The organism is Streptomyces sp. NBC_00289 (assembly GCF_041435115.1).
Classification (GTDB): domain Bacteria; phylum Actinomycetota; class Actinomycetes; order Streptomycetales; family Streptomycetaceae; genus Streptomyces.
Genome location: NZ_CP108046.1, coordinates 8,489,610 through 8,515,143 on the forward strand (window position 1 = coordinate 8,489,610; position 25,534 = coordinate 8,515,143).

General features: G+C 71.9%; 25 protein-coding genes. 8 read left to right on the top strand and 17 right to left on the bottom strand.

Annotation, left to right across the window (positions count from 1 at the left end; genetic code table 11):
* Positions 1-111: 111 nt before the first annotated feature.
* Entirely contained in the window at positions 112-1,683 is a 1,572-nt protein-coding gene (locus tag OG985_RS38485; RefSeq protein WP_371672997.1) for an alpha/beta hydrolase, read from the top strand.
* A 56-nt stretch (positions 1,684-1,739) separates the two neighbouring features.
* Here the strand turns inward: OG985_RS38485 and OG985_RS38490 are convergent, their stop codons facing one another.
* From OG985_RS38490 to OG985_RS38515, 6 genes are all read right to left on the bottom strand, one after another.
* The gene (locus tag OG985_RS38490) at positions 1,740-2,765 is read right to left on the bottom strand and encodes an NAD-dependent epimerase/dehydratase family protein (RefSeq protein ID WP_371672998.1); all 1,026 of its coding nucleotides are present in this window, start codon (positions 2,763-2,765) and stop codon (positions 1,740-1,742) included.
* Between the two features lie 456 nt (positions 2,766-3,221).
* Complete coding sequence (locus OG985_RS38495; RefSeq protein ID WP_371672999.1) at positions 3,222-3,947, bottom strand: lysophospholipid acyltransferase family protein; 726 nt, start codon at positions 3,945-3,947, stop codon at positions 3,222-3,224.
* Between the two features lie 142 nt (positions 3,948-4,089).
* Positions 4,090-5,319, bottom strand: a complete 1,230-nt coding sequence (locus tag OG985_RS38500) for a PP2C family protein-serine/threonine phosphatase (protein ID WP_371673000.1) — start codon at positions 5,317-5,319, stop codon at positions 4,090-4,092.
* Positions 5,320-5,511: 192 nt separating this feature from the next.
* Positions 5,512-6,738 carry an ornithine--oxo-acid transaminase gene (gene rocD, locus OG985_RS38505; protein WP_371673001.1) on the bottom strand — a complete coding sequence of 409 codons (1,227 nt, stop codon included), beginning with the start codon at positions 6,736-6,738 and terminating at the stop codon, positions 5,512-5,514.
* The gene (gene ddaH, locus OG985_RS38510; protein ID WP_371673002.1) at positions 6,735-7,547 is read right to left on the bottom strand and encodes a dimethylargininase; all 813 of its coding nucleotides are present in this window, start codon (positions 7,545-7,547) and stop codon (positions 6,735-6,737) included. Before ddaH ends, rocD begins: the two co-directional genes overlap by 4 nt.
* Positions 7,548-7,662: 115 nt before the next feature.
* Positions 7,663-8,175 carry an Lrp/AsnC family transcriptional regulator gene (locus OG985_RS38515; protein ID WP_371673003.1) on the bottom strand — a complete coding sequence of 171 codons (513 nt, stop codon included), beginning with the start codon at positions 8,173-8,175 and terminating at the stop codon, positions 7,663-7,665.
* 77 nt (positions 8,176-8,252) lie between these two features.
* On the opposite strand from OG985_RS38515, the gene OG985_RS38520 reads away from it, so the two are divergent.
* From OG985_RS38520 to OG985_RS38535, 4 genes are all read left to right on the top strand, one after another.
* On the top strand, positions 8,253-9,002 hold the full coding sequence (locus tag OG985_RS38520) for a LytR/AlgR family response regulator transcription factor (RefSeq protein WP_371673004.1): 750 nt from the start codon (positions 8,253-8,255) through the stop codon (positions 9,000-9,002).
* Between the two features lies 1 nt (position 9,003).
* Positions 9,004-9,363: a hypothetical protein gene (locus OG985_RS38525; RefSeq protein WP_371673005.1), complete on the top strand. Its 360-nt coding sequence runs from the start codon at positions 9,004-9,006 to the stop codon at positions 9,361-9,363.
* 37 nt (positions 9,364-9,400) lie between these two features.
* Positions 9,401-11,113 carry a cation acetate symporter gene (locus OG985_RS38530; RefSeq protein ID WP_371673006.1) on the top strand — a complete coding sequence of 571 codons (1,713 nt, stop codon included), beginning with the start codon at positions 9,401-9,403 and terminating at the stop codon, positions 11,111-11,113.
* Positions 11,114-11,192: 79 nt separating this feature from the next.
* Positions 11,193-12,407, top strand: coding sequence for a sensor histidine kinase (locus OG985_RS38535; protein WP_371673007.1), 1,215 nt, complete (start codon positions 11,193-11,195; stop codon positions 12,405-12,407).
* A 46-nt stretch (positions 12,408-12,453) separates the two neighbouring features.
* Here the strand turns inward: OG985_RS38535 and OG985_RS38540 are convergent, their stop codons facing one another.
* The 5 genes from OG985_RS38540 to OG985_RS38560 form a co-directional block, all read right to left on the bottom strand.
* Positions 12,454-12,624, bottom strand: coding sequence for a hypothetical protein (locus tag OG985_RS38540; protein ID WP_371673008.1), 171 nt, complete (start codon positions 12,622-12,624; stop codon positions 12,454-12,456).
* Positions 12,625-12,849: 225 nt separating this feature from the next.
* Positions 12,850-13,800, bottom strand: coding sequence for a cytochrome c oxidase assembly protein (locus OG985_RS38545; protein ID WP_371673009.1), 951 nt, complete (start codon positions 13,798-13,800; stop codon positions 12,850-12,852).
* A 163-nt stretch (positions 13,801-13,963) separates the two neighbouring features.
* Positions 13,964-14,989, bottom strand: coding sequence for a 6-phosphofructokinase (locus tag OG985_RS38550; protein ID WP_371673010.1), 1,026 nt, complete (start codon positions 14,987-14,989; stop codon positions 13,964-13,966).
* 201 nt (positions 14,990-15,190) lie between these two features.
* Complete coding sequence (locus OG985_RS38555; protein WP_371673011.1) at positions 15,191-15,919, bottom strand: type 1 glutamine amidotransferase; 729 nt, start codon at positions 15,917-15,919, stop codon at positions 15,191-15,193.
* A gap of 20 nt (positions 15,920-15,939) precedes the next feature.
* Entirely contained in the window at positions 15,940-17,178 is a 1,239-nt protein-coding gene (locus tag OG985_RS38560; protein WP_371673012.1) for a MurT ligase domain-containing protein, read from the bottom strand.
* Positions 17,179-17,332: 154 nt separating this feature from the next.
* Here OG985_RS38560 and def point away from each other — a divergent pair, with 154 nt between their 5' ends.
* Positions 17,333-17,872 carry a peptide deformylase gene (def, locus tag OG985_RS38565; protein ID WP_371673013.1) on the top strand — a complete coding sequence of 180 codons (540 nt, stop codon included), beginning with the start codon at positions 17,333-17,335 and terminating at the stop codon, positions 17,870-17,872.
* Between the two features lie 87 nt (positions 17,873-17,959).
* On the opposite strand, the gene OG985_RS38570 is transcribed toward def, so the two are convergent.
* Positions 17,960-18,601: a TetR family transcriptional regulator gene (locus tag OG985_RS38570; RefSeq protein WP_371673014.1), complete on the bottom strand. Its 642-nt coding sequence runs from the start codon at positions 18,599-18,601 to the stop codon at positions 17,960-17,962.
* Between the two features lie 172 nt (positions 18,602-18,773).
* On the opposite strand from OG985_RS38570, the gene OG985_RS38575 reads away from it, so the two are divergent.
* The gene (locus tag OG985_RS38575) at positions 18,774-20,000 is read left to right on the top strand and encodes an acyl-CoA dehydrogenase family protein (RefSeq protein WP_371673015.1); all 1,227 of its coding nucleotides are present in this window, start codon (positions 18,774-18,776) and stop codon (positions 19,998-20,000) included.
* Between the two features lie 48 nt (positions 20,001-20,048).
* Here the strand turns inward: OG985_RS38575 and OG985_RS38580 are convergent, their stop codons facing one another.
* The 5 genes from OG985_RS38580 to OG985_RS38600 form a co-directional block, all read right to left on the bottom strand.
* Positions 20,049-20,285, bottom strand: a complete 237-nt coding sequence (locus OG985_RS38580; protein ID WP_371673016.1) for a DUF6213 family protein — start codon at positions 20,283-20,285, stop codon at positions 20,049-20,051.
* A gap of 25 nt (positions 20,286-20,310) precedes the next feature.
* Entirely contained in the window at positions 20,311-21,696 is a 1,386-nt protein-coding gene (locus OG985_RS38585) for an NADP-dependent succinic semialdehyde dehydrogenase (RefSeq protein ID WP_371673017.1), read from the bottom strand.
* Between the two features lie 88 nt (positions 21,697-21,784).
* Positions 21,785-22,252 (bottom strand): NUDIX domain-containing protein, encoded by a 468-nt coding sequence (locus tag OG985_RS38590; protein ID WP_371673018.1) that lies wholly within the window; start codon positions 22,250-22,252, stop codon positions 21,785-21,787.
* Positions 22,249-23,787, bottom strand: a complete 1,539-nt coding sequence (locus OG985_RS38595) for an ATP-dependent DNA ligase (protein WP_371673019.1) — start codon at positions 23,785-23,787, stop codon at positions 22,249-22,251. Before OG985_RS38595 ends, OG985_RS38590 begins: the two co-directional genes overlap by 4 nt.
* A gap of 29 nt (positions 23,788-23,816) precedes the next feature.
* Entirely contained in the window at positions 23,817-24,797 is a 981-nt protein-coding gene (locus OG985_RS38600) for an NAD(P)/FAD-dependent oxidoreductase (protein WP_371673020.1), read from the bottom strand.
* Between the two features lie 76 nt (positions 24,798-24,873).
* Here OG985_RS38600 and OG985_RS38605 point away from each other — a divergent pair, with 76 nt between their 5' ends.
* A complete protein-coding gene (locus OG985_RS38605) occupies positions 24,874-25,464 on the top strand; it encodes a helix-turn-helix domain-containing protein (RefSeq protein WP_371673021.1) in 591 nt (196 codons plus the stop codon).
* Positions 25,465-25,534: the final 70 nt, after the last annotated feature.

A 25,534-nucleotide genomic window follows, 5' to 3' on the forward strand; every position in this document is an offset into this window, starting at 1 on the left:
GGTCAACGACCCCTGTTCTCAGGTACCTCACAGCCGAGAGGATCCCCGTACCAATCGCAACGACGTACGGGGAGGTCCCACTTGAGGGGCAGCAGACCTAGGAGCCGAGTGATGGCGCTCGGTTCGGCCGGAGTGTTCGTCACGGCCACGCTGATAGCCGGCGCCGTCGCGGCGCCCTCCGCCAGCGCGAACGCGGGGAGCCGGCCGGGACAGGACCGTGAGGCCCGCGGCGCCGCGATCGCCGCGGAACGCGCCGCGAAGGCCGGGATCGACTGGCAGGACTGCCCGGCCGACTGGGGCCTGGAGAAGCCGATCCAGTGCGGCTGGGTCACCGTGCCGCTCAACTACGCCAAGCCGAACGGCAAGCAGATCAAGCTGGCCGTGGACCACATGGGCAACACGGGGACCAAGGAGGAGCGCCAGGGCGCGCTCATCTACAACCCCGGCGGACCGGGCGGCTCCGGCCTTCGCTTCCCGCGCCGGGTGACCACGAAGAGCGCCCTGTGGGTCAACACCGCCAAGGCGTACGACTTCGTGGGCTTCGACCCGCGAGGCGTCGGCCACTCCGCGCCCATCTCCTGCATCGACCCGCAGGAGTTCGTGAAGGCGCCCAAGGCGGACCCGGTGCCCGACACCGAAGCCGACAAGACCGCGCAGCGCAAGCTCGCCCGCGAGTACGCGGACGGCTGCTACGAGCGCAGCGGCGCGATGCTGCCGCAGATGACCACGCCGAACACCGCGCGGGACCTGGACGTGATCCGCGCCGCGCTCGGCGAGAAGAAGCTCAACTTCCTCGGCGTCTCCTACGGCACCTACCTCGGCGCCGTCTACGGGACGCTGTTCCCGAGCCACATCCGGCGGATGATCGTCGACAGCGTCGTCGACCCGTCGCGCGAGAACATCTGGTACCAGGCCAACCTGGAACAGGACATCGCCTTCGAGGGCCGCTGGAAGGACTGGCAGAACTGGGTCGCCGCCAACGACGCCACCTTCCACCTCGGCACCACCCGCGCCGCCGTCCAGGCCAAGTGGCTGGACCTGCGCGCCACCGCGAAGAAGAACCCGCTCGGCGGGGTCGTCGGCCCGGCCGAGCTGATCTCCTTCTTCCAGAGCGCCCCGTACTACGACTCCTCGTGGGTACCGGTCGCCACCGTGTTCAGCCAGTACGTCGCCGGCGACACACAGGCGCTCGTCGACGCGGCGGCTCCCGACCTGTCGGACACCGCGGGCAACATCGCCTCGGAGAACGGCAACGCCGTCTACACGGCAGTCGAGTGCACCGACGCCAAGTGGCCCACCAGTTGGCGCACGTGGGACCGGGACAACACCCGGCTCGACAAGGACTACCCGTTCATGACCTGGGCCAACGCCTGGATGAACCTGCCCTGTGCCACCTGGCCGGTCAAGCAGCACACGCCGGTGGAGGTGAAGACCGGCAAGGGACTGCCGCCGGTGCTGATCGTCCAGTCCGAGCGGGACGCCGCCACGCCGTACGCCGGTGCTGTCAGCCTGCACAAGCGCTTCAAGGGCTCCCGTCTCATCACCGAGAAGAACGCGGGATCCCACGGTGTGACCAGCCTGGTCAACCCGTGCGTCAACGAGCGGGTGGACGCCTACCTGCTCACCGGCAAGCTGGACCGCGCCGACCTCACGTGCGGACCGCACGCCACGCCGAAGCCGTAACCGGCGGGCGCGAAAGGTGAGGGGCGGCCGGGTCACCGGCCGCCCCTTTTCCCTGCTCAGCGCGCGAGCCAGGCGTCCTCCGCCGCGTAGTCGAAGAGGTCGCCGTAGGTCTGGAACATCTTCGGGTACGCCTCCCGCCAGTCCCGTCCGGACAGCCGTCCCTCGATCCAGGCGACGGTGTCGGGCAGCGTCTCGGCGTAGCGGGCCACCGCCCGGTAGCCCAACTCCCGCTCCGCGGCCGACATGTCGCAGACCACCGGCACCGGTACCGACCAGGGCGTGTCCCCCACCGTCGGCGCGGGAGCGGGCCCGTCCACCAGAACGTTCTCCGCCTCGACCCCCATCACCGCGTCGATCGCGGCGGCGATCGCGGTGACCGTCGGCGCGTCCGGGTCCACGGCGTTGAGGGCCCGGGTGCCCGGCCGGGCCGCGGCCAGCCGGATCAGCTCCGCGATGTTGTGGACGCTCGCCGGGTGGAACCGGCTCCGGCCGCCGAACGCCAGCACGCGCCGCCGTCGCCCGTCCAGATGGCGCTTGACGAAGTACAGCTCGCGCGGGGTCAGACAGTGCGGTCCGTGGATCGCACCCGCGCGCAGCAGCGTCGTGGGCAACAGGTCCCCCGCGTCCAGGAGTTCACGCTCCAGGGCCGCCTTGCGGGTGCTGTAGGAGGCCTCGCCCGGGGCCACTACGCGCTGGTCCTCGGTGATCGGCACCGGGTACTCGGGGAAGCCGTCCGGCTCCTCCTGCGTGTCGAAGTTACGGCCCCTGTCGTCCTCGTACACCGACACGCTGGAGATCACCACGGCCGAGCCGACGCGGCCGGCGAGCGAGATCAGCTGCCGGGCGTGTTCCTGCCCGTAGGCGACCATGTCCACCAGGACGTCGCAGCCGTCGCCGACCACCGCGGCGAGCGCCCCGTCGTCGGACCGGTCGGCCCGCACGGCCCGCACGTCCCCGGCCCAGCCCTCGTCCCGGCCGCCGCTCCGCGAGACGGCCGTCACCTCCCAGCCGTCGCGGGCCAGTGCCCCGACGGCCACCCGCCCGATCTGTCCCGTCGCCCCGATCACCACAGCTCGTCCCATGCCGGGACGGTACGGCCCGCGCGGCCGGTCGTGCCACGGTCTTCTGCCGACAGCAGACGCGGAGCGGGAGGCCGGGGACGGGGGCGGCTCCCGGGAGCGGGAGGTCGGGAGCCGGGTCGCTGCCGGGAGTGGGAGGTCGGGGAGCCGGGTCGCTCCCGGGAGTGGGAGGTCGGGGAAGCTGGGGCGGCTCCCGGAGCCGGAGGCCACGGTCTCGCTCCGGCAGCAGACGCCGGAGCGGGAGGCCGGGGGACCGGGGCTGCTCCCCGGAGCGGGAGGCCGGGGAGCCGGGTCGATCCCGGGAGTGGGAGGTCGGGGAAGCCGCGGCGGCTCCCGGAGCCGGAGCCCGGGGAAGCTAGGTCGCTCCCCGGAGCGGGAGGTAGGGGGAGCCGGGGTCGTTCCCCGGAGCGGGGGACCGGGGCGGCTCCCCGGAACAAGAGGCCGGGAAAGCCGGGGCTCCTAGCGGAGCGGCATGCGCGGGAAGCGGCGTTCCTTGGCCGAGCGGGCCGCGGCCTCCTCCGCCTTCACGACGGCCGCGTACTGGTCGACGTACTCCTGCTCGGACAGCGACAGGATCGCGTACATGATCTCGTCGGTGATGGCGCGCAGGATCGCCTTCTCGTTCTCCATGCCGGCGTACCGGGAGAAGTCGAGGGGCTTGCCGAAGCGGATCACGACGGGGTGGATGTTCGGGACCACCTTGCCCGGCGGCTGCGCCTCGAACGTGCCGATCATCGCGCAGGGGATGACCGGGACCTCCGCCCGCAGCGCCATGACCGCGACGCCGACCTTGCCCTTGTAGAGGCGCCCGTCGTGGGAACGCGTCCCCTCCGGGTAGATGCCGAGCAGTTCGTCCTTGCTCAGCACGCCGAGGCCCTCGCGGATCGCGGCCTGGCCCGCCTCCTTGCCGGAGCGGTCGACCGGGATCTGCCCGGCGCTGCGGAAGAAGGCCGCGGTCAGCCGGCCCCTGACGCCCGGGCCGGTGAAGTATTCGGCCTTCGCCAGGAAGGTGATGCGCCGCTTGAGAACCGCCGGCATCAGGAAGTGGTCCGAGAACGACAGATGGTTGCCGGCGACGATGGCCGCGCCCTCCGAGGGTACGTTTTCGAGGCCTTCGATCCGTGGTCGGAAGACCAGTCTCAACAGGGGCCCCAACAAGACGTATTTGAGGACGTAGTAGAACAACGGGTCGCTCCTCACTCCGGCGGATCGCCTCAACCGCCGTGTTCCGGCAGGTCAACCGACGTGTCGGGGGTGTCAGTCTAGGTGCAGGCCCAGGCACTTGGAACCGGCGCGGACGCCTCTGGCTCAATCCCCCGGCACCGCGTCACAGACGCACGACGATCAGCGCGGTGTCGTCGGTGGCGCCGCCCGGCGGCAGCAGTTCGAACAGGACGGCGTCCGCGAGGGCCTCGGGGTCCGCCGTCCGGTGACGGGAGAGGGAGCCGGCGAGTCGGGCCAGGCCCGTGTCGATGTCCTCGTGGCGCCGTTCGATCAGACCGTCGGTGTACAGCACCAGGGTCGCGCCACTGGTGAACGTGGTCTCGGCCTGCGGCCGGGGGGCCGGGTCCGGACGGGCGTCGAGCGGCGGGTCGGTGGCCCGGTCGAGGAACTCCACGTGACCGTCGGGGTGGACCAGCGCGGGCGGCGGATGCCCGGCGCTGCTGTAGGTGATGGTGTGGCGCTCGAAGTCGACGAAGGTCGTGACCGCGGTGGCCGATTCCGCGCCGTCCACGACGTTGGCGTACCGCCCCAGGACGTTGAGCGCCTGGGCGGGCCCCTCGGCGACCCGGGAGGCGGCGCTCAGCGCGCTGCGCAGCTGGCCCATCACGCCGGCCGCCGCCAGGCCGTGCCCGACCACGTCGCCGACGGAGACGCCGAGGCGCCGGCCGTCCACCAGGTCGACCAGGTCGTACCAGTCCCCGCAGACGTTCAGCGCGCCGACGGCCGGCCGGTAGCGGACGGCGGCCCGGTGGTCGCCCACCTGCCGCGGGGCGGGCAGCATCGCCTCCTGGAGGGCGAGGGCGACCTCACGCTCGCGGGCGTGGGCCTGGCGCAGCCGGTCGTTGAGGTCCTGGAGTTCGCGGGCCCGGGTGTACAACTCGGCCTCGAGCACCCGGCCCCGACTCCCGCCGGAGCCGCCGCGGGCCCGGATCAGCTCGGTGACCTCCTCGACCCGGTGCACCAGCAGCACCACCTTGCCGCCGGGGCCGTGCACGGGGGCGTTGACCGGGCTCCAGTAGCGGGTCTCCCACACCCCGGGCTTGTCGGGGTCCTCCAGGTCGTAGCGCTGCAGGGCCATCGTGTCGCGCTCGCCGGTGGCCAGGACCCGCCGCAGCGAGGCCTCCAGGTTGCGCATGCCGCTCGCGTGGGGGTCGTCCGGGTTGTCGGGGAAGACGTCGAAGAGGAAGCGGCCGACCACGTCGAGGCGCCTGCGCCCGGACACGCGCAGGAACTCCTCGTTGGCGTCCGCGTACACCAGGTCCGGCGTGAGCAGTGCCACCATGCCGGGCAGGGCCTGGAACGCCGCCGCGTAGTTGATCGCCAAGGTTTTCATGTCCCCGCCTTACCACCGGGATCACACCAGTTTCGCACGAAGCTCCCGATCAGGGCGGGGGAGCGGATCGTGTGGTAAACGGGGCGGCGGCCCTGTTGTGCCGCTCCGCCCTCACGCGGTCGTCCTGCGTGCGGGCGGAGCGCGGGGATCCGCCGGTGTCCTGCGGACCTCGGTCAGGTGGGCCGTCCGGTGTCAGCTCGCCCGCGTCAGCACCCTCTCCAGTGCGCCGAGCGCGCCCGCCAGCTCCTCGCCCGTGATCGTCAGCGGCGGCGCCAGGCGGATCGTCGACCCGTGGGTGTCCTTGACCAGGACGCCCTCCCGCATGAGGCGCGCGCTCACCTCGCGGCCGGTGCCGATGGCGGGGTCGACGTCGACGCCCGCCCACAGCCCGCGCGCCCGGAACCCGACGACGCCCTTGCCCACCAGGCCCGTGAGCCCGTCCCGCAGGAGGACGCCCAGCTCGGCCGCCCGGCGCTGGAACTCACCCGTCTCCAGCAGTTCCACCACCGCCGTGCCGACCGCGGCGGCGAGCGGGTTGCCGCCGAAGGTGGAGCCGTGCTCGCCCGGGCCGAGGACACCGAGCACGTCCCGGCGGCCCACCACCGCGGACACCGGGACGATGCCGCCGCCCAGTGCCTTGCCGAGCAGCACAAGGTCCGGGACGACCGACTCGTGCTCGACCGCGAGGGTACGGCCGGTGCGGCCGAGCCCGGACTGGATCTCGTCGGCGACGAACAGGCAGCCCTTGCGGTGGGTCAGCTCGCGGACGCCGGTCAGGTAGCCCTCGTCCGGGATGACGACGCCCGCCTCACCCTGAATGGGCTCCAGCAGCACGGCCGCCGTCGTCTCGTCGACCGCCGCCTCCAGCGCGGCCAGGTCGTTGTACGGGACGATGCGGAAGCCCGGCGTGAAGGGGCCGAAACCGGTCCGTGCCGTCTCGTCCGTCGAGAAGCTGACGATCGTCGTCGTACGGCCGTGGAAGTTGTCCGCCGCGACCACGATCGTCGCCCGGTCGGCCGGGACGCCCTTCACCTCGTAGGCCCACTTGCGGGCCACCTTGATGCCGCTCTCGACCGCCTCGGCCCCGGTGTTCATGGGCAGCACCATGTCCTGGCCCGTCAACCCGGCGAGTCCTTCGGCGAACTCGGCGAGCCGGTCGTTGTGGAAGGCGCGGGAGGTGAGCGTCAGCCGGTCGAGCTGCCGGTGCGCGGCCTCGACCAGCGCCGGGTGGCGGTGGCCGAAGTTGAGGGCCGAGTACCCGGCCAGCATGTCGAGGTAGCGGCGGCCCTCGACGTCCTCCACCCAGGTGCCCTCGGCGCGGGCGACGACCACCGGCAGCGGGTGGTAGTTGTGCGCGAGGACCGGTTCCTCGGCGCGGATCAGATCGGCGGACGAACGCGTGCGGACGGGAGCGGTCATGAGCGGATCTCCTGAGTGCAGCACTTGATGCCGCCGCCGGCCTTCTGGAACTCGGACAGGTCGACGGGAACGGGGACGTAGCCGTGGGCGTCCAGGCGGGCGGCGAGTGCCTCGGCCCGGGGGGCGATGAAGACGTGGCGGCCGTCGGAGACGGAGTTCAGACCGAACGTCATGGCGTCGTGCCGGGACGCGAGCACCGCGTCCGGGTACAGCCGAGCGAGCACCTCGCGGCTCCCGGGTGAGAACGCCTCCGGGTAGTACGCGATGTTGTCGTCGTCCAGGACGAACAGCGCGGTGTCCAGGTGGTAGAAGTACGGGTCGACCAGCGTCAGGCCGATCACCGGGTGGCCGAAGAACTCCTGCACCTCGCGGTGCGCCTCGCGGGTGGTCCGGAATCCGGTGCCGGCCAGCACGTACCGTCCCGTCCAGACCAGGTCGCCCTCGCCCTCGCACACGGCCTCGGGGCGGTACACGTCGTAGCCCGCCGTTTTGAACCAGGTGTCGTAGTGCGTGGACTCGGCACGGCGCTCGGGTGCGTGGAAGAGGGAGCCGAAGACGCGGCCGTCGACGACGACCGCCGAGTTCGCGGCGAAGACCATGTCCGGCAGGCCGGGGACCGGCTCCACCGTGTCGACGGCATGCCCGTGGGCGCGGTAGGCGCGGATCAGCGCCTGCCACTGCTCCTGGGCCAGGTCGACGTCGACGTGGGTGTCGGGATGCATCCAGGGGTTGATCGCGTACTGCACGGCGAAGTGTCTGGGTTCGCAGACGAGGAATCGTCGTCGGCGCGGCACACGGCTGTGGGTCACAGAGGGGTTCCTCCGCTTCCTGCGGTGTCGACTGAGGGTTGACACCAAGGTAGGAACTGACCTGTACGCCCGACAAGGAACAGGAGCTGCGTGTTCGCGCAGGAATGCTGCGTTGTCAGGCTTCTTGGCGCACGTCCGCTGCGTCGTCGGGTGCGGCGTAGCCGGCGCCCGCCTCCGGGCTCTCCGGAATGAGGTGGGAGAGCACCATGACGCTGATCGTCTTGCGGACGAAGGGCTCCGCCCGGATCCTTTCCAGCACCTCCTCGAAGTGCTCCACGTCGCGTGCCCGCACGTGCAGCAGCGCGTCCGCGCCCCCGGTCACCGTCATGGCCGCGGTGATCTCCGGATGGTTGCGGACCACCTCGGCGAGCCGCCGCGGAGGGGCCGCGCCCTCGCAGTAGACCTCGACGTACGCCTCGGTCCGCCAGCCCAGCGCGGACGGCTGCACCGTGGCGGTGAACCCGGCGATCACGCCCGTCTCCCTTAGTCGGTCCACGCGCCGCTTGACCGCCGTCGAGGACAGGCCGATCGCCGCCCCGATCTCGGCGAAACTGGTCCTGGCGTTCGCCATCAGAGCGGTGATGATCTTCCGGTCGAGCTCGTCGAACGGGGTGGTCCTGCTGTTCATGTCGGCACTGTATCCAGCGAGGACGTCCGCACCCGGCACATGTCCAGACGTACGGATTGCTCCTACACTCCACGTTCATGCTGCGCGCCCTCGCCGTCGACGACGAACGACCCTCGCTGGAGGAACTGCTCTACCTCCTGAACGCCGACCCCCGCATCGGCAGCGCGGAGGGCGCCGGCGACGCCACCGAGGCGCTGCGCCGGATCAACCGCGCCCTGGAGTCGGGACCGGGCGGGCCGGAGGCGATCGACGTCGTCTTCCTCGACATCCACATGCCCGGCCTCGACGGGCTCGACCTGGCCCGGCTGCTGACCGGGTTCGCCGTGCCGCCGCTGGTCGTGTTCGTCACCGCCCACGAGGACTTCGCCGTGCAGGCCTTCGACCTCAAGGCCGTCGACTACGTGCTCAAACCGGTACGAAAGGAACGGCTCGCGGAGGCCGTCCGGCGGGCCGCCGAGCGCAGCGGCACCGCGCCCCGCATACCCGTGCACGAGCCCGACCCCGACCACATACCGGTCGAACTCGGCGGCGTGACCCGCTTCGTCGCCGTCGACGACATCACCCACGTCGAGGCCCGCGGCGACTACGCCCGGCTGCACACCGACAAGGGCAGCCACCTCGTCCGCATCCCGCTGTCCGCCCTGGAGGAGCGCTGGCGCTCCCGCGGCTTCGTCCGCATCCACCGCCGCCACCTCGTCGCCCTGCGCCACATCGGCGAACTCCGCCTGGACGCCGGTACCGTGAGCGTCCTAGTGGGCGCGGAGGAGCTCCAGGTCAGCCGCCGGCACGCGCGGGAACTGCGGGACCTGCTGATGAGGAGGCCTTGAGGTGCCCCAGGACCCCACCGAACCCCGGGTCGTCGTCACCGGCCCGCCCCGGCGCACCCGACGCGCCTCCGGCTACTACCGTCCGCGCACCGAGATCGACGAGCAGACAACCCTCGGCCACACCTACGTCCGCTCCCTGATGCGCACCCAACTGCGCGCAGCCCTCACGGTGTTCGCGGTCCTGGGCCTGCTCATCGGACCGCTGCCGCTGCTCTTCGCCGCGATGCCGGACGCCCGCCGACTGGAATGGGCGGTGCTCGGCTTCGGCCTCTACGCGCCGATGGTGCTGCTCGCCCGCTGGCACGTGCGCCGCGCGGAGCGCAACGAACGGGACTTCGTGCGACTGGTCGAGGACCGATGAGCGGTCGGACCGCGGATACCGAGGACCGCCGAGCGCCGTGAACTCCACCTACGCCGTCCCCGCCGTCGCCCTGGTCGTCGTGGCGACCGTCCTCGTCGGCGCCTTCGGCCTGCGCATCTCCCGCACCACCTCCGACTTCTACGTCGCCTCGCGCACCGTCGGCCCCCGCCTCAACGCGGCCGCCATCAGCGGGGAGTACCTCTCCGCCGCCTCCTTCCTCGGCATCGCGGGCCTGGTCCTGGTGCAGGGCCCGGACATGCTCTGGTATCCGGTCGGCTACACCGCCGGCTACCTGGTCCTCCTGCTGTTCGTCGCCGCCCCGCTGCGCCGCTCCGGCGCCTACACCCTGCCCGACTTCGCGGAGGCCCGGCTGGCCTCACAGGCGGTGCGGAGGCTGGCCGGGGCCTTCGTCGTCGGCGTCGGCTGGCTCTACCTGCTGCCCCAACTCCAGGGCGCCGGACTGACGTTGACCGTGCTGACCGGCGCGCCCGACTCGCTCGGCGGTGTGATCGTCGCGGTCGTCGTGGTCGCCACCGTCGCCGCCGGCGGTATGCGCAGCATCACCTTCGTACAGGCCTTCCAGTACTGGCTCAAGCTCACCGCCCTCCTCGTCCCCGCCCTCTTCCTGGTGCTGGCCTGGCAGGACGACGGGGCGCCCCGCCGTGCCTTCGAGGAGCCGGTCACCTTCCGCGAACAGCGGGTCGTCCGCGTCGACGACAGCCTCGACCTGACGCTCGACCGGCCCCTGACCGTCACGGTGAGCGGCACCGTCGACGACCGCCCGCACGACCACGAGCGGCTCCGCCTCCCCGCCGGCACCCACCGCATCGAACGGGGCACCCGGCTGACCTTCGACCCGGGCGCCGCCGTCCCGGCCGCCGACCGCGCCACCACCGGCGGCATGTCGACCTCCCTGGCCGCGGGCCGGGAGGAACGCCCCCTGTACGCCACGTACGGACTGATCCTCGCCACCTTCCTCGGCACCATGGGCCTGCCGCACGTCGTCGTCCGCTTCTACACCAGCCCGCACGGCGTCGCCGCCCGCCGCACCACGGTGGCCGTCCTCGGCCTGATCGGGGCCTTCTACCTGCTGCCGCCCGTGTACGGCGCGCTCGGCCGGCTCTACGCCCCCGAACTCGCCCTCACCGGCGACGCGGACGCCGCCGTCCTGCTGCTGCCCGGCCGCATGATCGGCGGCCTCGGCGGCGACCTGCTCGGCGCCCTGGTGGCGGGCGGCGCCTTCGCCGCGTTCCTGTCCACGGCCTCGGGGCTGACCATGGCCGTGGCGGGCGTGCTCACCCAGGACGTCCTGCCGACGCGCGGCGTACGGCACTTCCGGCTCGGCACGGTGCTCGCGATGGCCGTACCGCTCGCGGCGAGCGCGCTGGTCGGCGGGCTGCCGGTCGCCGACGCCGTCGGGCTGGCCTTCGCCGTCTCCGCCTCCTCCTTCTGCCCGCTGCTCGTGCTCGGCATCTGGTGGCGTCGACTGACCCCGCCCGGCGCGGCCGCCGGGATGCTGGTGGGCGGCGGCTCCGCGTTCGTGGCCGTGGCCGCCACGATGGCGGGCTTCCCGGGCAAGGGCCCGCTGCACGCCCTGCTGGCCTGGCCGGCGCTGTGGTCGGTGCCCCTGGGCTTCCTCACCATGATCCTGGTGTCGCTGGCCACCGCGAGCCGGGTACCGGCGGGCACGGAAGCGATCCTGGCTCGGTTCCATCTGCCGGAAGAACTGCGGGCGGAGGTCAAGGCATGAGGGGTCATCCCGCCGGGACGAAGGGACGCCGAGGCGGCCCGGGTGCCGTCCCCGACCCCGCCGGGCCGGAGGACATGGCATGAGCGGATTCCTGGCCGGCCTGTGCGTGGCCGTCCTCCCCCTGCTGGCCGCCGGCTTCTGGCTGGGCCGGCGCACCGCGCGCCCCGAGAGTCTCGGCGGTCTCGGCACCCCCGTCGAACACGCCACCTTCGAGACCCTGCACACCGCCTCCCTCGCCGCGCCTCCACTGCGCGCCGGCCTCACCGAGGAGACGGCGCGGAAGTCGGCCCGCCGACTGCGCTCACTGCTCGGCACGGACGCCCTGTGCCTGACCGACCAGCAGGACGTCCTGGTCTGGGACGGCGTCGGCGCGCACCACCGCACCGAGATCATGGAACGCCTCGCCGGGCCGCTGGAGACCGGCCGCGGCGAGGCCGTCCGGCTCACCTGCGACACCCCCGACTGCCCGGTGCGCTGGGCCGTCGTCGCGCCGCTCACCGTCGACGACCGCGTGTACGGGGCCCTCGTCGCCTGCGCGCCCCGCGAGTCCGCCGTCCTCGTACGGGCCGCCGGCGAGGTCGCCCGCTGGGTCTCCGTCCAGTTGGAACTGGCCGACCTCGACCGCTCCCGCACCCGCCTCATCGAGGCCGAGATCAAGGCTCTGCGCGCGCAGATATCCCCGCACTTCATCTTCAACTCGCTCGCGGTGATCGCCTCGTTCGTGCGCACCGACCCCGAGCGCGCCCGTGAACTCCTCCTGGAGTTCGCCGACTTCACCCGCTACTCGTTCCGCAGGCACGGCGAGTTCACCACCCTCGCCGACGAGCTCCACGCCATCGACCAGTACCTGGCACTGGTCAGGGCCCGGTTCGGCGACCGCCTCTCCGTCACCCTCCAGATCGCCCCCGAGGTGCTGCCGGTGACCCTGCCCTTCCTGTGCCTCCAGCCGCTCGTCGAGAACGCCGTCAAGCACGGTCTGGAGGGGAAGGCCGTGTCCGCCGGCAGGAGCCGCATCAGCATCACCGCGCAGGACACCGGCGCCGAGGCCCTCGTGGTCATCGAGGACGACGGCACCGGCATGGACCCCGACGCGCTGCGCCGCATCCTCGCCGGCGAGGTCAGCCCGTCCGGTGGCATCGGGCTGTCCAACGTCGACGACCGGCTCCGGCAGGTCTACGGAGACGACTACGGCCTCGTCATCGAGACCGCCGTGGGAGCGGGAATGAAGATCACCGCCCGGCTGCCGAAATACCAGCCGGGAGTGCACTCGGCGGGACGGCTCACCGCGGGATGAGCACGGACCCCGCATGCCGGGTCCCGCGCCTGTCCGGCGGTGCGCGTCAGGTACTGCGCGTGGCGACCATTCCGAGGGTGATCAGGCCCAGCACGACCCAGCCGAACCACAGCCAGCCGTTGCTGCCGAGCGCCACCGTGTAGGCCGTCACCACGACGAGCCCGCCGACGGTGAGCACCCCCATCGTCTTCGTGGAACCGTTCGTGGAACCGGGCATCGGGACACCCTTCTCTTGGTTCGTCCTCCTCCATGGTGCCCCGGTTCTGCCCGCGGACGGCGCGGACGGCGAAATGTGTGCCCGACTTCTCGAGCCGCGCCCGAGCCGGTGGGGGGTCTTGGGCGCGCCCAGCCGTACGCCCGAACGGGTGAAGTCGCACCGGGGCGGGGCGGCCGAACCAGCCTGCCGCGCCTCGGGCGAACGGACGAGAGCGAGGTCTTCGGGTCAGTTCCCGCGCGCGTTGAGGGAGGCCAGATAGGCGTTGTACGCCTCCAGCTCCTTGTCGCCGTCGCGGTCGGCGGCCCGGTCCTGGCGCTTGGCCTGCCGCTGCTCCGAGCCGTACCACTGGAACAGCAACGCGATCAGCACCAGCACGGACGGGATCTCACTGAACGCCCACGCGATGCCGCCGGCCGCGTTCTGGTCCGTGAGCGCGTCGATGCCGAGCGAGGCGGGCGGGTTCTTGTACGTCGCGACCAGCGGCTCCGACGCCATCATCAGGGCGATGCCGAAGAACGCGTGGAACGGCATGCCCGCGAACAGCTCCAGCATCCGCAGCAGGTAGCCGGGCCGGTTCGGACCCGGATCCACGCCCATGATCGGCCAGAAGAAGACCACTCCGACGGCGAGGAAGTGCACCATCATCGCGATGTGCCCCGTCTTCGAGCCCATCAGGAAGTCGAAGATCGGGGTGAAGTACAGCGCGTACAGGCTCGCGATGAACAGCGGGATGGTGAACGCCGGATGCGTGATGATCCGCATGTAGCGGCTGTGCAGGAACATCATCAGCAGCTCGCGCGGACCCTTGCGGCCCCGCGGCGCCGGCGGCAGCGCGCGCAGCGCCAGCGTGACCGGCGCCCCGAGCAGGATCAGGATCGGCGACAGCATGCTGATCACCATGTGCTGCACCATGTGGACGCTGAACATGACCATTCCGTAGTCGTTCAGCCGGGTGCACATCACGAGCGCCACGGTGAGCACCCCGACGACGTAGGCGATCGTCCGGCCGACCGGCCACGCGTCGCCGCGCCGCCGCAGCCGCAGCACACCCCAGCCGTACAGGCCCAGCCCCAGGAGGCAGGCGACGAGGAAGAACGGGTCCGCGGACCACGTGAGCCCCCGCCCCAGCGTGAACGGCGGCAGATCCATGGTCATGCCGTGCCCGCTGTGATCCATCCAACGGCTCCTGGTTCGTACGCATTGTGCTGTCTGTCCGGACCCAGACTAGAACCGCCCCCGACCGCACTCGCGACCGGGGGCGGAACAACGATTCCGTGGTGATGCGGCGGCGCCCCACGGGGGCGCGGCGAGCCGCGCTACCGGACCACGGGCGGAGCGCTCAGAGCACGCACTCCGCCTCCTCGTACCGCTCGTCCGGCACCGTCTTCAGCGTCTCCACGGCCTCCGCCAGCGGCACCATCACGATGTCGGTTCCGCGCAGCGCGGTCATCTTGCCGAACTCACCCCGGTGCACCGCCTCCACCGCGTGCCACCCGAAGCGCGTCGCCAGCACCCGGTCGTACGCCGTGGGCGTCCCGCCCCGCTGCACGTGCCCCAGGATGACCGGCCTGGCCTCCTTGCCGAGGCGGTGCTCCAGCTCCAGCGAGAGCTGCCGCGCGATTCCGGCGAAGCGCTCGTGGCCGTAGATGTCCTTGGCGCCCTCGTCGAAGTCCATGCTGCCGACCGCCGGCTTGGCCCCCTCGGCGGCGACGACGATCGCGAACCGCTTGCCGGCCTCGAACCGCGCGCCCACCCGAGCCGCCAACTCCTCGATGTCGAAGGGTCGTTCCGGTACGACGATGGCGTGGGCGCCCGCCGCCATGCCGGAGTGCAGCGCGATCCAGCCGGTGTGGCGGCCCATGACCTCCACGACCAGGACCCGCTGGTGGGACTCGGCGGTGGTCTTCAGCCGGTCCAGGGCCTCCGTCGCGACGCCCACGGCCGTGTCGAAGCCGAAGGTGACGTCCGTGACCGCGATGTCGTTGTCGATGGTCTTGGGCACGCCGACGATGGGCAGGCCACTGTCCGCCATCAGCCGGGCCGCCTTGAGCGTGCCCTCACCGCCGATGGGGATGACCGCGTCGAGACCGAGCTCCTCGACATGGCCCCGGGCCCGCTCCACGCCGTCCCGCAGGTGCGAGGGCTGGACCCGGGAGGAGCCGAGGATCGTGCCGCCGCGGGCGAGGATGCCGCCCACCGCGTCGAGGTCGAGCTTGAGGTAGTCGCACTCCAGGAGGCCCTTCCAGCCGTCCCGGAAGCCGATGACCTCGTCGCCGTGGTCGACGACGGCACGGTGCACGACGGACCGGATGACGGCGTTCAGGCCGGGGCAGTCGCCGCCGGACGTGAGGACACCAATGCGCATAGCCCGAAACAACCTTCTCAACGTGGGCCGGGGACCGGACCACGCTGTCCGGCCGGATTCCCGCCACCCTAGCGGCTGAGGGGGGCGGGACCGAAGCGTCCGTCCGCCTGCTGGACGGCCCCGCTCACCTGTGCGTACAGGCTGTCAGACGGGCTTGCCACACCTGCGGGGCATACGGGTGAACATCGCGGGGCGCGGCGGTCAGGCGGGCTGCTCCGCCGCCGCGATGCGCTCGCCGCGCAGCGACTCGTACCAGCGGTCGTCGGTCGGCGGCAGCGCGTTGACGTCCAGGGCCAGCTTCAGCAGCAGGTCGGCGAGCTGCGGGTTGCGCGCGAACACGGGGCCGTGCATGTACGTGCCGAACACCGTGTCGTTGTACGCGCCCTCCGTACCGTCGGACGTGCCGTTGCCGTTGCCGATGCGCACCTTGGCGAGCGGGCGGGCGGTGGGGCCGAGGTGGGTGACGCCCTGGTGGTTCTCGAAGCCGGTCAGCGGGGGCAGGCCCAGACGCGGGTCGATGTCCGCGAGCACGTCGCCGACGCACCGCTCGCCCTCGCCGCGCACCGAGACCACGTCGAGCAGGCCCAGGCCGGGCTCGCGCTGACCGAGGTCGTTGATGAACTCGTGGCCGAGGATCTGGTAGCCGGCGCACACCGAGAACACGATCGCGCCGTTCTCCACCGCCCGCTGGAGACCGCCGTCCCGGCGCAGCCGCTCGGCCGCGAGCCGCTGCGGCCGGTCCTCGCCGCCGCCGATCAGGTAGATGTCGGCGGAGGTGGGGATCGGCTGGTCGCTGCGCACGTCGAGGCGGGCCACGTCGAGGCCGCGCTGCCGGGCCCGGCGCTCCACCACGAGGACGTTGCCCTGGTCGCCGTAGGTGCTCAGCAGGTCCGGGTAGACCCAGACGACCCGCAGGCTGTTGTCGCTCATGATGTCTTCGTCCTTGTCACTCAGTTGCCGACGCGGCGGCGCAGGTCCTGGAACGCGGTGTAGTTGGCGATGACCTCGATCCGGCCCGGCGGAGCCGCCTGGACCGCCTGGTCGAGGTTCTCGCAGACCTGGAAGTGCTGGTTCGCCACCTCGAGCCGCACCGCGAGGTCCAGCTTCCGGTCGCCCACGACGAAGATCGGGTGGCCGGTCAGACGCGTGTAGTCGACGTCCCACAGCCACGAGGTGTCGGTGCCGTCGGCGCCGCGCGCGTTTACGGACAGGATGACCGGGGTCGGCGGCGGGTCGATCAGGCTGAACGTCTCGAGCCAGCCGGCCGGGTTCTTGGCCAGCAGCAGCCGCAGGTCGCGCTGCATGAACTGGACCACGTCGTAGCGCCCGGCCACCGCCTGCACCTGGTACATCCGCTCCAGGGCCACCTGGGGCGGCACGCCGAAGACGGCGGCTACGGCGGCGGAGGAGGCGGCGTTCGCCTTGTTGGCGCGGCCCGGCAGCTGGAGGTGGATCGGCCAGGCGGAGCCGTGCGGGTCGAGGACGTGGTCACCGGACAGCGCCCAGCTCGGCGTCGGACGGCGGAAACCGCACTCGCCGCAGAACCAGTCGTCGCCGGGGCGCTGCATCACGCCGCCACAGGAGGGGCACGACCAGGCGTCCTCCTGCCACATCTGGCCGGCCGCGACCCAGATCACGTTGGGGGAGGAGGAGGCGGCCCACACGACGAGCGGGTCGTCGGCGTTGGCGACGACGACGGCCTTGGAACCGGCGAGCCCCTCGCGCCAGTGTTCCGCGAGCATGCGGGTCTCGGCGGCGCGGTCGAGCTGGTCGCGCGAGAGGTTGAGCAGGGCGATGCACTTCGGGTCGGTGTCCCGGGCGACTCCCGCCAGGTACTTCTCGTCGACCTCGATGACCCCGTACCGCGCGTCCGAGCTGCCCGCCAGCGCCGAGGTGATGCCGGCGGGCATGTTGGCGCCGAGCGCGTTGGAGACGACCGGGCCGGCAGCGCGCAGGGCCTCGGCGATCAGCCGGGTGGTGGTGGTCTTGCCGTTGGTCGCCGAGACGAGCACGACGTCCAGGTTCTGGGCGAGCCGCGCGAGGAGGTCGGGGTCGAGCTTGAGCGCCACCCGGCCGCCGATCACCGAACCGCTGCCGCGCCCCGCGGCACGCGAAGCCGCCGCGACCGCCTTGCCCGCGGTCACGGCCAGCTTGGCCCGCGGCGTGAGCGGGTCCGAGTTGCCTGACATCAGTTCTCGATCCTCCTTGCGTACGCGCCGCGCCTCTGCCTGACGGCAACGTGGTGGTGGTCAGCCTATCGAGATCCATTCGCTCTCCCGAATCCCGGCCACCACCAATACCCGCGCGGCGGGCCCGGTCCGCGGCGGACCGTACCCTTGCCGCATGCGAAACGGCCCTATTCCGGGCGCCCGCGGGCGCGTCCGGCCCCTCGTCCTGCTCGGCGACGCGACCCTGCGTGAGCCGTGCCGGGAGGTCACGGAGTTCGGTCCCGAACCGGCCCGCCTCGTCGAGGACTTGTTCGCGACCATGTATGCCGCCCAGGGGGTCGGCCTGGCCGCGAACCAGATCGGCGAGCCGTGGCGCGTGTTCGTGTACGACTGTCCCGACGACGAGGACGTGCGCCATCTGGGCCATGTGGTGAACCCGCGCCTGGTGGTCGCCGACGGGCTGGTGCTGCGCGGGCCGGAGGGCTGTCTGTCGCTTCCTGGCCTGGAGGCGGGAACCGAGCGCTACGACCACGCCGTGGTCGAGGGTTTCACGGTGACCGGGGAGCCGGTCACCGTGCACGGCACGGGCTTCTTCGCGCGGTGCCTTCAGCACGAGTGCGACCACCTGGAGGGCCGGCTCTACGCGGACCGTCTGACGGGCCTGCGGCACCGCCGCCTCATGCGGCAGGTGCGGCGGGCTTCCTGGCACGCGTGAGCCGTCCGTCGTGAAGGGGCGCGGAGCTATTGCCCGGTGCGGCCGCACGGCCGCACCGCTTCGGCCCCGCGGCCGCCCGTACGACCGTCAAAACCCCGGTCCGCCGGCCTTGTCCCCCGCCGCGGCCAGCCGCCCCCACAGCAGGTCGGCCAGGCTCCGCACCAACTCCGCGCGGGTGCAGGGGCGTTCGCCGAGCCACCAGTCACCGGCGGCGTGCATCATCCCGACGATGCCGTGGCCCCAGACCCGCGCGAGCTGCTGGGTGCCGGGTCCGACATCCAGCCGCTCCTCGATGACCTGGGCCAACTCCTCGCCCATCCGCCGCAGCAGGGGTGCCGAGTGCTTGCCCACGTCGAAGCCCTGGTCGCCGGGCGACCCGTCGGACGGATGCATCAGGAAGCGGTACACCTGGGGGCGCAGTTCGATCGCCGCGAGGTAGGTGTCGAGGGTGGCCTCGACCCGTTCGCGCCGCTCCGCCGGGGCGTCGAGGGCGGCCCGCAGCGAGGCGAGCAGCGCGTCGGTGTGCCGCGTGGCGAGAGCGGCGTAGAGTCCGCTCTTGTCCCCGAAGTGCCGGTACAGGATCGGCTTGGTGATACCGGCCTCGGCGGCGATGGCGTTCATCGAGGCCTGCGGGCCGTCGCGCAGCACCACCCGGTCGGCGGCCTCCAGCAGTTCGCGCCGTCGGCGGTCGGCGGACCGTTGCTGCTCGGTCCGCTGTGTGGTGTCCATGTGCTCTCCCCACCCGTGCTGTTTCGGTGACGCCTGCGCAAACTAACACTCAACACCCTTCTGACATCGAACGGGCTACCGAGCGGTCATCGGGAGTTGACATTTCCTACTGGTCGGTAACAGACTACTGTTACCGCAAGTAACATGTACGTGCGCCACCGCTGGAGGGGACATGGCCGAGTTCACCATGGAGCTCAACGACGAACAGAAGGAGGTGCGGGACTGGCTGCACGGCTTCGCCGCCGACGTCATCCGCCCCGCCGCCGCCGAATGGGACGAGCGTGAGGAGACTCCCTGGCCGGTCATCCAGGAGGCCGCGAAGGTCGGCATCTACTCCCTCGACTTCTACGCCCAGCAGTACTTCGACCCCACCGGCCTGGGCATTCCGATGGCCATGGAGGAGCTCTTCTGGGGCGACGCGGGCATCGCCCTGTCGATCGTCGGCACCGGCCTCGCGGCCGTCGGCGTTCTCGCCAACGGTACCGAGGAACAGGTCGGCACGTGGATCCCGCAGATGTACGGGGACGCGAACGACGTGAAGGTCGCCGCCTTCTGCTCCTCCGAGCCCGACGCCGGCTCCGACGTCGCGTCCATGCGCACGCGTGCCGTGTACGACGAGGCCAAGGACGAGTGGGTGATCAACGGCACGAAGACCTGGGCGACCAACGGCGGCATCGCCAACGTCCACGTCGTCGTCGCGGCCGTCGATCCGGAGCTCGGTTCCAAGGGGCACGCATCCTTCATCATCCCGCCGAACACGCCGGGGCTGTCCCAGGGCCAGAAGTTCAAGAAGCACGGCATCCGCGCCTCGCACACCGCCGAGGTCGTCCTGGACAACGTCCGTGTTCCCGGTTCCTGCCTGCTCGGCGGCAAGGAGAAGCTGGACGAGCGCCTCGCACGGGCCCGTGAGCGCGCGAAGTCGGGGGGCGAGCGGGTGAAGAACGCGGCGATGGCCACCTTCGAGGCCTCGCGCCCGGCCGTCGGCGCCATGGCGGTGGGCACCGCCCGGGCCGCGTACGAGGTCGCCCTCGACTACGCGAAGACGCGTGAGCAGTTCGGCCGGCCGATCATCGACAACCAGGGAGTGGCCTTCCAGCTGGCGGACATGGCCACGTCCGTCGACGCGGCCCGGCTGCTGGTCTGGCGCGCCTCGTGGATGGCGATCAACGGCAGGCCGTTCAACGCGGCCGAGGGGTCGATGTCCAAGCTGTTCGCCAGCGAGACCGCGAAGAAGGTCACCGGCCAGGCGATCCAGATCCTCGGCGGCAACGGCTACACCCGGGAGTACCCGGTGGAGCGGATGCACCGGGACGCGGCCATCTACACGATCTTCGAGGGCACCAGCGAGATCCAGCGCCTGGTGATCGCCCGTACCCTCTCCGGCATGCCCATCCGCTGACGCACTTCCCGCTTCCACCACCTCCGGGGCGAGCCCGTCCGGCTCGCCCTAGGGTGTGGTCCCGCTGCTGTGGGCGATGCACGCCACGTCGATCCGGTCGGCGAGCTTCGCGAGCTCGATCGTCAGGGCCGCCACCGTGTCCTCGTCGAGCCCCTCCTGCCCGGCCTCCACGAGATGCAGCCACCGGCCACCCACCGTGCGGAGCAATTTGCTCACGTCGGCCGCGGAGACCTGCAAGGTGCCGCGGTCGTCGACGATCAGAGGCAGAGTCACTTCGCGGTTCACAAAGGGGATCGTAGCCGCGGAAGGCTCACGCTCCGTGCCATACGGTGGTGATGTTGCAGAACTCGCGGATTCCGTGCCCGGACAGCTCACGGCCGTATCCGGACCGCTTCACCCCGCCGAACGGCAGCGCCGGATGGGACGCCGTCATCCCGTTGACGAACACACCGCCCGCCTCCAGATCCCGTACGAAGCGGTCGACCTCGGCCTCGTCCCGCGTCCACACGTTGGAACTCAGCCCGAACGGTGAGTCGTTGGCGATCAGTACGGCCTCGTCGAGGTCGCCCGCGCGGTAGAGGGTGGCCAGCGGGCCGAAGGCCTCCTCGCGGTGGACGCGCATCTCGCGGGTGATGCCGGCGAGGACGGTCGGCGGGTAGTACCAGCCGGGCCCGTCCGGGCGCTCACCGCCGCACAGGACGGCCGCGCCGCCGCGCTTGGCGTCGTCGACCAGTTCCTCCAGGTCGGCCCGGCCCTGTTCGCTGGCCAGCGGCCCGACGTCCGTCCCCTCGTCCAGCGGATCGCCGACCGTCAGCGCCCGCATGCCCCGTGTGAAGCGCTCGGCGAAGGCGTCGTAGACGTCCGTGTGCACGATGAACCGCTTCGCGGCGATGCACGACTGCCCGTTGTTCTGCACACGCGCGGTGACCGCGACCTGCGCGGCCCGGTCGATGTCGGCGGACGGCATCACGACGAACGGGTCGCTGCCGCCCAGTTCCAGCACCGTCTTCTTGACCATGTTCCCGGCGGTGGAGGCGACCGCGCGGCCCGCGGGTTCGCTGCCGGTGAGGGTGGCCGCCTTGACGCGTTCGTCGCGCAGGATCTCGTCGACCGCCGCGGAGCCGATCAGCAGCGTCTGGAAGCAGCCCTCGGTGAAGCCCGCCCGGTGGAAGAGGTCCTCCAGGTACAGGGCGGTCTGCGGCACGTTCGAGGAGTGCTTGAGCAGGCCGACGTTGCCCGCCATCAGGGCGGGGGCCGCGAACCGGATCACCTGCCACAGCGGGAAGTTCCACGGCATCACCGCGAGCACCGGGCCGAGCGGCCGGTAGCGGACCAGGGCGCGGGAGGCGCCGGAGTCCTTCACGTCGGACTCGGCGGGTTCCTCGTCGGCGAGCAGTTCCTCGGCGTGCTCGGCGTACCAGCGCATCGCCTTGGCGCACTTGGCGGCCTCCGCGCGGGCCTGCTTGACCGGCTTGCCCATCTCGGTGGTCAGCAGGCGGCCGATGTCCTGCTCGTCCTCGTCGAGGAGCTCGGCCGCCCGGACGAGGAGACGGGACCGCTCGGCGAACGTGGTCGTGCGGTACGTGCGGAAGGTGGCCTCCGCGAGCTGGAGCCGGCGTTCGATTTCCTCGTCGCCCATGGCCTCGTACGTCTTGAGCGTCTCGCCGTTCGCCGGGTTCACCGTCGCGATGGGCATGACTGACCTCCTGAAAGCGGATGTGCTTCGACCTTCCCGCGCGGCGGTGGCGACCGCAACGCGGGTACGTCTGCGACGTGGACACGTCTCATGGGGGCGAGTGCTCCGCCAGACGGTCGAGAAACGCGGTCTGCGCCCCGACGATCACCTCGCGGGCCCGGTCGAGGCCGAACCACTCGACGCGGTCCAGCTCGGGGAACTCCCGGATCTGCCCGGATCTCGGCGGCCACTCCATCCGGAACGTGCCGGGGTCGATCGTCGCCGGGTCGAGGTCGGCCTCGACCGCCCAGGCCGTGACGGTCTTGCCGCCCGACTGGCGGACCTCGCCGAGCGGGAGGGCCGGGCCGTCGGGCGGCGTCAGCCCCAGTTCCTCGCGGAACTCCCGGCGGGCCGCGTCCCAGGCCGGCTCGTCGGGCTCGTACTCGCCCTTGGGCACCGTCCATGCCCCGGCGTCACGCCGGGCGAAGAACGGGCCGCCCATGTGGCCGAGCAACACCTCCAGACCGCGTCCGGTGTGGCGGAAGAGCAGCAGGCCCGCACTCCGTCTCCCGGTCACGGCCGCACCTGGGGGTGGGCGGCCAGCAGCGTCTCGACCGTGTCGGCGTCCTCGGGACGCTTGTCCTCGCGGTAGCGGATCACGCGTGCGAAGCGGAGGGTGACGCCGGCCGGGTAGCGGGTGGACCTCTGCAGGCCGTCGTAGGCGATCTCGACGACGAGTTCGGGGCGTACGGTCACCACGTAGCCGCTCTCGTCGACGGCCAGCTCCCGGAGCCGGGAGGTCTGCCAGGTCAGCATCGCGTCGGTCATGCCCTTGAAGGTCTTGCCGAGCATGACGAAGGAGCCGTCCGCGGCGCGGGCGCCCAGGTGCAGGTTGGAGAGCTTTCCGGTGCGCCGGCCGTGGCCCCACTCGGCGGCGAGGACCACCAGGTCGAGGGTGTGGACGGGCTTGACCTTCAGCCAGGACGCGCCGCGCCGGCCCGCGCTGTAGGGGGCGTCCAGGGATTTCACGACGACGCCTTCGTGGCCGCGGTCGAGCGTCTCGGCGAGGAACTCCTCGGCGGTGGTCACGTCCTGCGGTCCGGAGACCGGTGTGCGGCGCACCCGCATCGGCTCGGGCACCAGCCGGGCCAGCTCCGTGTGCCGTTCCGCGAAGGGCAGGTCGAGCAGGTCACGGCCGTCCACGGACAGCGTGTCGAAGAACACGGGGGAGACCGGGACCGCCTCGGCGGCCGTGGCCACGTCCACGCGGGAGCCCACCCGCCCGGCGGTCTCCTGGAACGAACGCGGCCGCCCGTCCTCGCCGAACGCGATCACCTCGCCGTCAAGGATGAACCGCTCACCTCGCAACAGCCGTGCCGCCGCGGTGACTTCGGGGAGTCGGTCGGTGATGTCGTCGAGGGTGCGGGTGTAGACCCGTACGACGTCGCCGTCCCGGTGCACCTGCACGCGGATGCCGTCCAGCTTCTCCTCGACCACGCAGGCCCCGAGCTTGTCGACCGCCTCGGCCACCGAGGAGGCGCTGTGCGCGAGCATCGGCAGGACCGGGCGGCCGACGGTGAGCCGGAAGCGGTCCAGGGCGGCCGGGCCGTCGGCGAGGAGGGCCTCCGCGACGGTCTGCAGCGAACCCGCCAGCATCACCGCACGCCGTACGTCCCCGGACGGCGCCCCGGTCGCCTCGGCCAGACCCTCGACCGCGACCGCGTCGAGCGCGCCCTGCCGGACCTCGCCGCTGAGCAGCCCGAGCAGGAACCGCTGCTCGTCGGCCGTGGCCGCGCCCATCAGCTCTCCGACCAGGCGCACCCGCTCGGCCTGCGAGCCGGCACCCGAGATCCCGCCCAGCTCGGTGAGCCGGGCGTCGACCTCGCGCACGGTCAGCGACGGCTCGGCGGCCGGGTCGACGGCGCGGCTCAGCACCTTCCAGCCGACGCCGAGCCGCCCCTGGGGCAGCCGTCCCGCCAGATACGGGATGACGATCGGCGCGTCCTCGGCCTCCGCGTCCCGGAACAGCTCGGCGAGCAGCGCGATCTTCCGCGACCGCGCGGAGGTGGCGGCCACCTCCTGGGACACACGGGCCAGCCGGGTCAGCAGCATGCAGTCATGGTGCACCGCGGACGGGGGGTCTACACCCGGACGGATCCGTCCCCCGCCCGTACGAGCGCGTCGAGGTCGGTCATCAGCAGTTCGCCGTTGATCGTGGCGCCCGCCCGGTATCCACGGCTGGCCGCGTTCACCACCTGCTCGGCGAAACCGCTCGCGTTGCCCGCCGCCCACAGTCCGGGCACGCTGGTCAGGCCCCGCTCGTCGATCACCGGGTAGCCGCCGAACGGGGTTTCCTCCATCTCGGCGCCCAGCTTCTCGAGGAGGCCGGTCCGCGGGACGGCGCGGGGCGCGACGAACAGCACCCGGCGGTCGTGGACCGTGCCGTCGGCGAGCCGGACTCCGGTGAGCCGGTCGTCCTCGACCACCAGCTCCGTGACCTCGCCGGGCACCACGGCGACCCCGGCCGCGGCGAGCCTGCGCAGGTCCTCGTCGGACAACTGCTCCTCGGTGACCCGGTGCAGGAACAGCGTCACGTCCCTGGACCACTGGGAGACCATCAGCGCCTGGTGCACGCTCATCGGGGTGGTCGCGAGCACTCCGAAGGCCTGGTCCCGCACCTCCCAGCCGTGGCAGTACGGGCAGTGCAGCACATCGCGCCCGAAGCGCTCGGCGAGGCCCGCGACCGGGGGCAGCTCGTCCTTCAGGCCGGTCGCGATGACCAGGCGCCGGGCGTGCACGGTCCGCCCGCCGGCGAGCGTCACGTCGAACTCGCCGTCCGTGTCGCGGGCCGCGTCCACCGCCCGGTCCCGGACGAGATCGACGCCGTAGCGCGCGATCTCCTCGCGGCCGATCGCGAGGAACTCGGCGGGTGCCATGCCGTCGCGGGTCAGGAAGCCCTGCATGTGGGCGGCGGGCGCGTTGCGCGGTTCGCCCGCGTCGACGACCAGCGTGCGGCGCCGGGCCCGGCCCAGGACCAGCGCGGCGGACAGGCCGGCCGCGCCGCCTCCGACGACGACCACCTCGTAGGTGTTCGCGGCCTTCGGGTGCTGTTTCTCGGTCATGGTGACCACCTCCACCGCCAAGGTCGCCCACTCCTGCCGTGTTGACAAACGTCTTTGCCGAAACTGCAATGGCGACATGAGTGACGACACGGACGAGGTGCTCGCGGAGGTCGGCCCGCGGCTGCGGCGGATCCGCAAGGAGCGGGGGGCGACGCTGGCCGGGCTGTCCGAGGCGACCGGGATCTCGGTGAGCACGCTCTCCCGGCTGGAGTCGGGCCTGCGCAGGCCCAGCCTGGAGTTGCTGCTGCCGATCGCGCGCGCCCACGAGGTGGCGCTGGACGAACTGGTGGGCGCCCCGCCGGTGCGCGATCCGCGGGTGCGCGGCGAGCCGATCGTGCGGTACGGGCGCACCCACTGGCCGCTCACCCGTCAGCCCGGCGGTCTCCAGGCGTTCAAGGTGCTGGAGCCGCAGCGGAACGAGAAACCGGAACCGCGGACCCACGAGGGCTACGAGTGGCTGTACGTGCTGTCCGGTCGGCTGCGGCTCGTGCTGGGCGAGCACGACGTGGTGCTGACGGCCGGGGAGGCGGCCGAGTTCGACACGCGGGTGCCGCACTGGTTCGGGTCGACGGGGGAGGGGCCGGCGGAGTTCCTGAGCCTGTTCGGGCCGCAGGGGGAGCGGATGCACGTACGGGCCCGGCACCGTCAACGTGGCGAAGACGACTGACGTCGACCGACTCCGACGGGCTCCGGCTGTTCCCTGATGGGCAAGCGACCGCTTAGTATGCGATCGAGCC

Bases quoted from the DNA above. Each gene is read 5' to 3' on its own strand.
- OG985_RS38485 (WP_371672997.1), top strand. From the start codon at position 112: ATGGCGCTCGGTTCGGCCGGAGTGTTCGTCACGGCCACGCTGATAGCC.
- OG985_RS38490 (WP_371672998.1), bottom strand. From the start codon at position 2,765: ATGGGACGAGCTGTGGTGATCGGGGCGACGGGACAGATCGGGCGGGTG.
- OG985_RS38500 (WP_371673000.1), bottom strand. From the start codon at position 5,319: ATGAAAACCTTGGCGATCAACTACGCGGCGGCGTTCCAGGCCCTGCCC.
- rocD (WP_371673001.1), bottom strand. From the start codon at position 6,738: ATGACCGCTCCCGTCCGCACGCGTTCGTCCGCCGATCTGATCCGCGCC.
- OG985_RS38515 (WP_371673003.1), bottom strand. From the start codon at position 8,175: ATGAACAGCAGGACCACCCCGTTCGACGAGCTCGACCGGAAGATCATC.
- OG985_RS38520 (WP_371673004.1), top strand. From the start codon at position 8,253: ATGCTGCGCGCCCTCGCCGTCGACGACGAACGACCCTCGCTGGAGGAA.
- OG985_RS38535 (WP_371673007.1), top strand. From the start codon at position 11,193: ATGAGCGGATTCCTGGCCGGCCTGTGCGTGGCCGTCCTCCCCCTGCTG.
- OG985_RS38540 (WP_371673008.1), bottom strand. From the start codon at position 12,624: ATGCCCGGTTCCACGAACGGTTCCACGAAGACGATGGGGGTGCTCACC.
- OG985_RS38545 (WP_371673009.1), bottom strand. From the start codon at position 13,800: ATGGATCACAGCGGGCACGGCATGACCATGGATCTGCCGCCGTTCACG.
- OG985_RS38550 (WP_371673010.1), bottom strand. From the start codon at position 14,989: ATGCGCATTGGTGTCCTCACGTCCGGCGGCGACTGCCCCGGCCTGAAC.
- OG985_RS38555 (WP_371673011.1), bottom strand. From the start codon at position 15,919: ATGAGCGACAACAGCCTGCGGGTCGTCTGGGTCTACCCGGACCTGCTG.
- OG985_RS38560 (WP_371673012.1), bottom strand. From the start codon at position 17,178: ATGTCAGGCAACTCGGACCCGCTCACGCCGCGGGCCAAGCTGGCCGTG.
- def (WP_371673013.1), top strand. From the start codon at position 17,333: ATGCGAAACGGCCCTATTCCGGGCGCCCGCGGGCGCGTCCGGCCCCTC.
- OG985_RS38570 (WP_371673014.1), bottom strand. From the start codon at position 18,601: ATGGACACCACACAGCGGACCGAGCAGCAACGGTCCGCCGACCGCCGA.
- OG985_RS38575 (WP_371673015.1), top strand. From the start codon at position 18,774: ATGGCCGAGTTCACCATGGAGCTCAACGACGAACAGAAGGAGGTGCGG.
- OG985_RS38585 (WP_371673017.1), bottom strand. From the start codon at position 21,696: ATGCCCATCGCGACGGTGAACCCGGCGAACGGCGAGACGCTCAAGACG.
- OG985_RS38595 (WP_371673019.1), bottom strand. From the start codon at position 23,787: ATGCTGCTGACCCGGCTGGCCCGTGTGTCCCAGGAGGTGGCCGCCACC.
- OG985_RS38600 (WP_371673020.1), bottom strand. From the start codon at position 24,797: ATGACCGAGAAACAGCACCCGAAGGCCGCGAACACCTACGAGGTGGTC.
- OG985_RS38605 (WP_371673021.1), top strand. From the start codon at position 24,874: ATGAGTGACGACACGGACGAGGTGCTCGCGGAGGTCGGCCCGCGGCTG.